Origin of the sequence: Streptomyces sp. NPDC091272, assembly GCF_044757485.1 — a bacterium.
Lineage (GTDB): Bacteria > Actinomycetota > Actinomycetes > Streptomycetales > Streptomycetaceae > Streptomyces.
This window is the reverse complement of record NZ_JBIVVC010000020.1, coordinates 44712-51150: the sequence shown is the minus strand read 5'-3', so window position 1 is coordinate 51150 and position 6439 is coordinate 44712. Positions and strand designations below refer to the sequence as shown.

Here is a 6439-nt window from a genome sequence, read left to right as displayed (position 1 = left end):
GTCGGTGAGTTCATGTCGTCGCACCATACGAAGCCACTTCCCACCCGACCGAAAGATCCACCCAGCCCACCAAGAGCCATCAGAAACGACCTAGTCGCGCACCGGACGGGCGTCGGCGGCCGGAGCTCTCCGCCTGCCCGTGAGTACGAACCCGTGCGAGGCGGAACCGTCACGGCCCGGTGTGCGTTGTCAGAAGCAGGAGCGGCGGCTGCCGCGGAGGAGGCGTCGAAGATGTCGAAGAGTGCCAAGGTCGCTACCGGCGGTGTCGTGGTGGGCATCGCCCTCATCTGGTTCATCGGGTTCTGGCCCGCCCTGCTGGTCATGGTGGGCGTTCCCGTCGCCGCGTACCTGATGCTGGACAACACGCAGCGGCGCAGGCTGCAGCGGATCACACGTAAGGAGATCGGACGCTGAGCCCCCCGGTCGTGCAGCCGAAGGTCATCGCGGTCAGCAGCAACGGTACTTACTCGTTCACCAAACCCAACCGGGACAGCATCACCCTGCTGGCCGGACTCGGGGTGGAGGGAGACGTCCACGCGGGGGTCACCGTCAAGCACCGTTCCCGGATGGCGCAGGACCCCACCCGGCCCAATCTGCGCCAGGTCCACCTCATCCACCGCGAACTCTTCGAGGAGGTGCACGAGGCAGGCTTCGAGGTCGCGCCGGGCCAGCTCGGCGAGAACGTCACCACCACCGGCATCGACCTGCTCGCCCTGCCCGTCGGCACCCTGCTGCACCTCGGCGGCGAAGCGGTGGTGGAGGTCACCGGGCTTCGCAACCCCTGCCTGCAGATCGATTGTTTCCAGGACGGACTGCTGAAGCAGGTGGTGGGCCGTGACGACGACGGCCACATCGTCCGCAAGGCCGGAATCATGAGCGTCGTCCGCACCGGGGGTACGGTCCGGCCGGGTGACGCCGTCGGCGTCGTCCTCCCGGCCGAACCGCACCGCCCGCTCGACCGCGTCTGAGCCCCGTGCCGGGCACGGCGGCCCGTCGGCCGCGGCCCGGCCCCACGCCTGCCAGGGCCAGCCCGGGGCGGGCCCGCGGCCCGGGCGGCCGAGGCGTCAGGAAGGCCGCTCGGCCAGCTTGTCCAAGGACTCCAGCAGCCCGGGAAGCTCGGCGCCCCTGCCCACCGGCAGGATTTCGCCCGGCTCGTCGTCCAGCAGCAGGAACGCCATGTCGTCTGTCCGCGCCACGAACGACCAGCCGGGACCGTCAGCCCGCAGCGTTCGCGCCTCACTCGTGGCGAAGGCCGACCGTACCCGCCCCGGCGGTGGCGGGTCGGCGACGTAGTCGTGGAGTGCGTCGATGACCTTGCGTACCGCAGGGTGCAGCGCGCCCCCGGTGCCCTCGAAGGACTCGCCCTCGCTCTGCTCGTCGAGCTGACAGCGCCACAAGGCCCACTGGCGGCCGATCTCGTCGGCCCCCAGCCGGCGCTGCGCCGGTCCCCACTCATCGGTGTCGGGCGGCGAGAGAACCGGCTCCGGGCCGCCCGGTGCCCCGTCCTCCTCGGGCTCCGGGTCGTGGGGCTCGGGCACCCCGGGGGCGGCGACGGCGAGCGCGAGCGGCCAGCCGGGCAGGGCGGCCACCACCGAGTCCTCTGTAGGGGACAGGTCGTACTCCATGCCGCAGTCCCAGGACGCGATGGCCACCGCCACCAGCGACACGTCATCGACCGCCACCGTCCAGCGGGCGCCTGCGCCGTCCTGGCCGAACACCAGCCCGTACCCCGTGTCGAGCGGCTTCAGACCGAGCGCCGCACACGCCGCGGGGAAGTCGTCGCCGAGCACGCTGGGGAACTGTGCAGGCGTCAGCAGGACCGCGGTGAGCACGAACAGCTCGTCGTCCCCGGCAACTTCCGTCCCGGCCACGGCACCCTCCACAGATGATCGGTTGTCGGCGCACCTTAACCAGCCGGTAACCAGATCGTCGACCCCCTTGCCAGGCGCCGGCCCGCCCGGAAGCCGGGCCCTGCTCCGCCGGAGGAGCGGACCTGGGCCGCCGACGGCTCGCGCTGAGGGCACCGGAGGGGCCCCGAGCCGCCACGGGTCACGCCGAGGCGCACCGGACGGACCATGGACGGGCCCGCGCCGCCATGGGTCACGCCGAGGCCCACCGGACGGTCACGCCGAGGCCCGAACGGTCACGCCGCAGGCAGCCCGAGCAGACTGCGCGCCACGCTCCGGGGCGACTCGTCCCGCTCACGTGCGAGGGCGATCACCGCCCGGCAGGCCAGCTCCGTGACCCCGAACGACAGCGCTTCAGGAGAGACCCACCCCGCCGCCTCGTCACTGCGCGGCTCGTCGTCCTCCGCGCAGGCGGCCACATACTCGGCCGCTGCATCGAACAGATTGTGCCGCCGAGGGCCCGGGAGGTGTGCGGGCCCCTTCGGGAGCGTCTCCTGCGCCTGCCACTCCTGTGGGCGCCGCTCCTGCCACGCCCTGACGATTTGCCTGATTCTGTCGTGCACCCGGACCACATCCCTGTGAGCACTAGACCGGCCGACTCCTCAAGTGTGCCCCCTCAGCCCGTACGGGCAGCCAGCACCAGGAACCGGCTGTCCTCGTCCACGTACGACAACAGGCGCCATCCGGAGCTCTCGAGGAGCGGGCCGAGCCGGGGCTCGGCCCGCAGGTCGTCGTCGGTGATCTGGCGTCCCTGCCGCGCCGCGAGAGCGGCCCGGCCCACCGGGTGGAAGAGGGCGAGCAGGCCGCCGGGGCGTACGGTGCGCGCCAGTTCCCGCAAGTTCTCCGTGGGCCGGGGCAGATGCGCGATCAACCCCGCGGCGAACACCGCGTCCAGGGCGCCCGACGCGACCGGCAGCCGCGCGACGTCGGCCTGCAGCAGACACGCGGCCCTCCCACGTCCCGCGCGGACCGCCTCGTCGAGCATCTGCCGGGTCAGGTCCGCGCCCAGCACGGTTCCGTCGGCCCCCACCGCTTCCCTGAGGTACGGCAGGGCACGTCCCGTGCCGCAGCCCGCGTCCAGCACGGAGTCTCCGTGCCGTAGCCCAAGGGCGGCCACGGCGGCCTCGTACGCCGGGCCGTCGCCCGAGAACCGCGCGTCCCAGTGGGCGGCGCGAGCACCGAAGAACTCCTGAACCTGCATGTGGTCATCGGTCATGGCCACATGATCCCCCGCGGCCCGTGCATGGCGCCGCCCCACGTGCATCCGGCGCCTCATCTTCCCGTGCTTGCTCGCCATGATCCGCACCGGGCGTACCGCGCACGCCCCGCTCCGCACCCGGACCCCTCAGCACGCCATGCCCCGCGCGCGAACCCCACCGCACGCCCCGCCCCGCACCCGGCCCCTCCGCGCGGTCCGTACGGTCGGCCGCTGTGCGCACGTTCGAGTCCGGCCCGATCACCGGTGGCGAACTTTTCCGCCATATTGCGCCTGCTTTCGAAACCGGCCGTGGAACCGCACCTCGTCGGGACTACCGTCCGGATCCACGGGGCGCACCGCACCGCACCGCACCGCACCACCGCCGGAGCCGGAGAAAGGCACGGATGATCGAGCATCAGAGGGCTGCCGCAGGCAGCACACAGTGGTACGACGCGGAGGCGGGCCCGCTCGTGCGCCCCTATGCGCAGTCCGGTGTGCGCGCCGATCCCGAGCGGCCGCTCGCACCCCTCGACCTGGTCGCCGAGCTCACCGCCGTGACAGGCGCCGGCGAACCGGACCCCGCCCTGCTGGGCCACGCGCACCGCACCCTGCTCACGCTCTGCCGCACCGGTCCGCTGACGGTGGCCGAACTCGCGGCATCGGCGGATCTGCCCACCGGCGCTGTACGCACCCTCTTGAACGACCTTCTGGCAGCAGGCCAGTTGGCCTTGAACACTCCGGCGCGCCCGGACGGCCTGCCGGCGGAACTTCCCGTGCAGGAGCTGATCGAAGGCCTGCGCGCCCTGTGACCGCGCGGCACTGGATGGAGCGGACCCGCGTGCTCCGCCGGTTTCCGCACGGTGGTGCCGCCCCCGCCCAGTCCGACTGCCGAAAGTTGCGCGCCATGGTTCCCGAGGACTCCGAGCGGAACACGACCTCCGCCGTCCCCGACCTCCCCACAGGCCCTGACCCCACCATCGCCCCCGGCCAGGTGGCGACCGAAACGGAAGCGGACGGCGCCCCTCTGGCGCTGAAGATACTCGTCGCGGGAGGGTTCGGTGCCGGCAAGACCACCCTGGTCGGCTCCGTCAGCGAGATACGGCCGCTGCGCACCGAGGAGGTGCTCAGTGCGGCGGGGGAGTCGGTGGACGACACCGCCGGGGTCCGCCGCAAGCCGGGCACGACCGTCGCCATGGACTTCGGACGCATCACCATCAGGTCCGGACTGTCGCTGTACCTGTTCGGCACTCCGGGACAGGACCGCTTCTGGTTCCTCTGGGACGACCTCTCGCAGGGAGCGCTGGGCGCCGTAGTGATCGCCGACACCCGCAGGCTCGCGGACAGCTTCTTCGCGGTCGACTACTTCGAGGACCGCCGCATCCCCTTCGTGGTGGCCGTCAACTGCTTCGCCGGAGCCCAGTCCTACGGAGCGCGTGAGGTCTCCCAGGCGCTCGACCTCGCCCGAGGGACCCCCGTGGTGCTGTGCGACGCACGTGACCGCGACTCGGGCAAGGAGGTGCTGATCCGGCTGGTCGAGTACGCGGGGCGCATGCACACGACACGCATGCTCGAAGCGATGGGCCACGACTGACGGCCACGAATGATGGCCACACCTGATGGCCACGACTGACCGGAAACCACCCTCCCGCACATGTCCGCGCGTCACCTCGCGGGCCCTCGCCACCCCGAACGAACCGATCTGCTTGCCGCCGCGCCGCCAGTGGGTAAGGCTTGCGGCAGAACATGGGGACACGGGGAACGAATGGACGGGGAGAGCCGAACCATGGCGCTGAACAAGGGACTTGACTGGCTGCTCGACGACCTGACGAACCGGATCCAGCACATCCGGCACGCGCTGGTTCTCTCCAGCGACGGATTGGTGACCGGGGCGAGCGCCGGGCTGGAGCGGGCCGACGCGGAGCACCTCGCCGCTGTCTCCTCCGGACTGCACAGCCTGGCCAAGGGCTCCGGGAGGCATTTCCGGGTGGGGGAGGTGCGCCAGACGATGGTCGAGTTCGACGACGGTCTGCTCTTCGTCACCGCCGCGGGCGAGGGTAGCTGTCTGTGCGTACTGAGCGCCGCCGAGGCCGACTTCGGCCAGGTCGCGTACGAGATGACCCTGCTGGTCAACCGGGTCGGTGAGCATCTCGGCGTGTCGGCACGCACCCCCGGCAACTGACCGGCCGGAAAAACGCGCGCGGTCCGAGAGTTATCCACAGGCCCGAGCGCGATCGGGGCCGCCGGGCTACGGTCGTTACCGAGAGTGATCGAAGCTCACGGGGAGGACCGTCATGGTGGTACGAGAAGTTCAAGAGGCTCAGCCGGTACGGGGCAGGAGGCGGGCAAGCCCCGTCGCCGCCGGCGCGCGGGACGCCGTCACCGCCGTCCGGGCGGCACGGGAACTGGGGCTGAGGAGAGGCGAGTTCGACCTCGCCGTGCAGCTCGGCCGGATCCGTACGGTCGCGTCCGGCGAGGGAGGGCGGCGAGTCTCCCACGAGGAGATGGACCGCCTGCGGGAACAGGAGGCGACCGCCACCCCGCTCAGGGAACGGATGCGTACGGCGGGCACCACCGAGGGCGCCGCCCTCCTGCACATCAGCAGGGCCAGGTTCACCGGTCTCGCCCGCGCCGGATACCTCAGCCCGGCCAGGTTCTACCTGAACCGGTACCGGGCTGTCGTATGGCTCTACCTCGTCGAGGAGCTGACCGACTTCAAGGTCCGCCACCCCGAACTGCTCACCGGCAACTACCCGCTCGCCGTACGGACCGCGGTGGCCACGGGAGAGGACCGGCGGGCCCGCAACTGGCGCAGCCGCCGCATCGGTCAACTGCTCGGCCGCACCGAGGACCCCTGGGAACAGGCGGCGGTCTTCAGCTCGTTCCTGGCCCCGAGGGATCTCGACCAGGTACTGGACGACCCGCAGGAGGCCGCGCACCTCGCCGGGCTCAGATCCGCGCCGGTCGCCGCGGTGCCACGTAACCCCGCTGCCCGTGACGTGGTGCACCGGCTGCTGGTGGCGGAGGAGGACGACGAGATCACCTGGGTCAGGCTGAGCCTGAGTCTCTCCCTCACTGAGGCACGCGCGAACCGGCCACTCGCCGGCCAGGGCGCCACCGTGCGGGGCGGCCCCCCTCACGACTCAGGCGACGCCACGCCCGCTCCGAGCATCCGCACGCACCGCTCGGCCGTCCCGGCCCGGAGCCTCGTCCCCACCGCGCGCGGATCCCGCGGATCCCTGCTGGGCCCAGGCGTACGCGCCCTGCGCGGCCGGTTGCACCGCTGGACCTCGGGAGCGAAGCGGCGGAGGCAGACCGATGAGGCACACTGATCAGC

9 protein-coding genes are annotated in these 6439 nt (G+C 71.8%); 6 read left to right on the top strand and 3 right to left on the bottom strand.

What is annotated here, in order from left to right:
- The first annotated feature begins 231 nt into the window (after positions 1-231).
- Entirely contained in the window at positions 232-414 is a 183-nt protein-coding gene (locus ACIQM4_RS34085) for a hypothetical protein (protein ID WP_401599389.1), read from the top strand.
- Between the two features lie 11 nt (positions 415-425).
- Positions 426-968, top strand: a complete 543-nt coding sequence (locus ACIQM4_RS34080) for an MOSC domain-containing protein (protein ID WP_401599387.1) — start codon at positions 426-428, stop codon at positions 966-968.
- Between the two features lie 96 nt (positions 969-1064).
- Here ACIQM4_RS34080 and ACIQM4_RS34075 read toward each other — a convergent pair whose 3' ends face one another.
- The 3 genes from ACIQM4_RS34075 to ACIQM4_RS34065 all read right to left on the bottom strand — a co-directional run bounded on the left by ACIQM4_RS34075 (position 1065) and on the right by ACIQM4_RS34065 (position 3123).
- Entirely contained in the window at positions 1065-1871 is an 807-nt protein-coding gene (locus ACIQM4_RS34075) for a hypothetical protein (RefSeq protein ID WP_401599385.1), read from the bottom strand.
- 272 nt (positions 1872-2143) lie between these two features.
- Positions 2144-2470 (bottom strand): hypothetical protein, encoded by a 327-nt coding sequence (locus ACIQM4_RS34070; RefSeq protein WP_401599384.1) that lies wholly within the window; start codon positions 2468-2470, stop codon positions 2144-2146.
- A gap of 53 nt (positions 2471-2523) precedes the next feature.
- The gene (locus tag ACIQM4_RS34065; RefSeq protein WP_401599383.1) at positions 2524-3123 is read right to left on the bottom strand and encodes a class I SAM-dependent methyltransferase; all 600 of its coding nucleotides are present in this window, start codon (positions 3121-3123) and stop codon (positions 2524-2526) included.
- 386 nt (positions 3124-3509) lie between these two features.
- On the opposite strand from ACIQM4_RS34065, the gene ACIQM4_RS34060 reads away from it, so the two are divergent.
- The 4 genes from ACIQM4_RS34060 to ACIQM4_RS34045 all read left to right on the top strand — a co-directional run bounded on the left by ACIQM4_RS34060 (position 3510) and on the right by ACIQM4_RS34045 (position 6434).
- Positions 3510-3914 carry a DUF742 domain-containing protein gene (locus ACIQM4_RS34060; protein WP_401599382.1) on the top strand — a complete coding sequence of 135 codons (405 nt, stop codon included), beginning with the start codon at positions 3510-3512 and terminating at the stop codon, positions 3912-3914.
- Between the two features lie 95 nt (positions 3915-4009).
- Positions 4010-4696, top strand: a complete 687-nt coding sequence (locus ACIQM4_RS34055) for a GTP-binding protein (protein ID WP_401599380.1) — start codon at positions 4010-4012, stop codon at positions 4694-4696.
- Between the two features lie 192 nt (positions 4697-4888).
- Complete coding sequence (locus tag ACIQM4_RS34050) at positions 4889-5284, top strand: roadblock/LC7 domain-containing protein (RefSeq protein WP_401599379.1); 396 nt, start codon at positions 4889-4891, stop codon at positions 5282-5284.
- Between the two features lie 112 nt (positions 5285-5396).
- Positions 5397-6434 carry a DUF6397 family protein gene (locus ACIQM4_RS34045; protein ID WP_401599377.1) on the top strand — a complete coding sequence of 346 codons (1038 nt, stop codon included), beginning with the start codon at positions 5397-5399 and terminating at the stop codon, positions 6432-6434.
- Positions 6435-6439 lie beyond the last annotated feature (5 nt).

Excerpts from the sequence above, each read along its gene's own strand:
- ACIQM4_RS34085 (WP_401599389.1), top strand. The coding sequence starts at position 232 with ATGTCGAAGAGTGCCAAGGTCGCTACCGGCGGTGTCGTGGTGGGCATC.
- ACIQM4_RS34065 (WP_401599383.1), bottom strand. The coding sequence starts at position 3,123 with ATGACCGATGACCACATGCAGGTTCAGGAGTTCTTCGGTGCTCGCGCC.
- ACIQM4_RS34060 (WP_401599382.1), top strand. The coding sequence starts at position 3,510 with ATGATCGAGCATCAGAGGGCTGCCGCAGGCAGCACACAGTGGTACGAC.
- ACIQM4_RS34055 (WP_401599380.1), top strand. The coding sequence starts at position 4,010 with ATGGTTCCCGAGGACTCCGAGCGGAACACGACCTCCGCCGTCCCCGAC.
- ACIQM4_RS34050 (WP_401599379.1), top strand. The coding sequence starts at position 4,889 with ATGGCGCTGAACAAGGGACTTGACTGGCTGCTCGACGACCTGACGAAC.
- ACIQM4_RS34045 (WP_401599377.1), top strand. The coding sequence starts at position 5,397 with ATGGTGGTACGAGAAGTTCAAGAGGCTCAGCCGGTACGGGGCAGGAGG.